At 45.6% G+C, this 563-nt stretch carries 1 protein-coding gene; it reads right to left on the minus strand.

The genetic code is table 11. From position 1 onward, the window contains the following. Positions 1-537: transcriptional regulator (locus R7Q48_RS29780; protein ID WP_318133988.1), on the minus strand; the 537-nt coding region annotated here is incomplete at its 3' end. Between the last annotated feature and the right edge of the window lie 26 nt (positions 538-563).

Below are 563 nucleotides of genomic sequence, written 5' to 3' on the forward strand. Positions count from 1 at the left end.
TTCAATCGTACGTTCAACAGTTTGGTCCACCAGCTCTTCTACGTCACTCGCGAAGTTCACCGAAGAAGCCGCTTCTTTCGCTTCTTGCGTTGGCATGAAAGATTGCAACACTTGCGAGAATGGCGCATCAAGGTTGACGTTGATACACAGCAAACCAATTACGCGATTTTCACCGTTGCGGATAGCAACAGTGATTGACTTCATTAGTACGCCGCCTTTGGCACGTGTGAAGTAAGAACGTGAGAAATTACGCTCAGAGCCTTCAATGTCTTTCAGCATTTTTAGCGCTAAGTCAGTAATAGGCGAACCTACTTGGCGGCCGGTGTTTTCGCCATTGGCGATTTTGATTGCAGAGGTATTTAAGTCTTCTAGAGAGTGAAGAACGATTTCACAAAACGGACCGATCAGGCTCGCGATACCGTCCACGACCGCTTCGTAAGATCTCAAGATGATTTTGTCGTGCTCAGTAAATGGCATCACGTTAACCGATTCCATTTCGAGCAACATCTCCGCATTTATTGTTTCTGTAGTTGTCATAAGCCTTCGAGCGAAAAATCAACAAA

The organism is Vibrio sp. 378 (assembly GCF_033339435.1).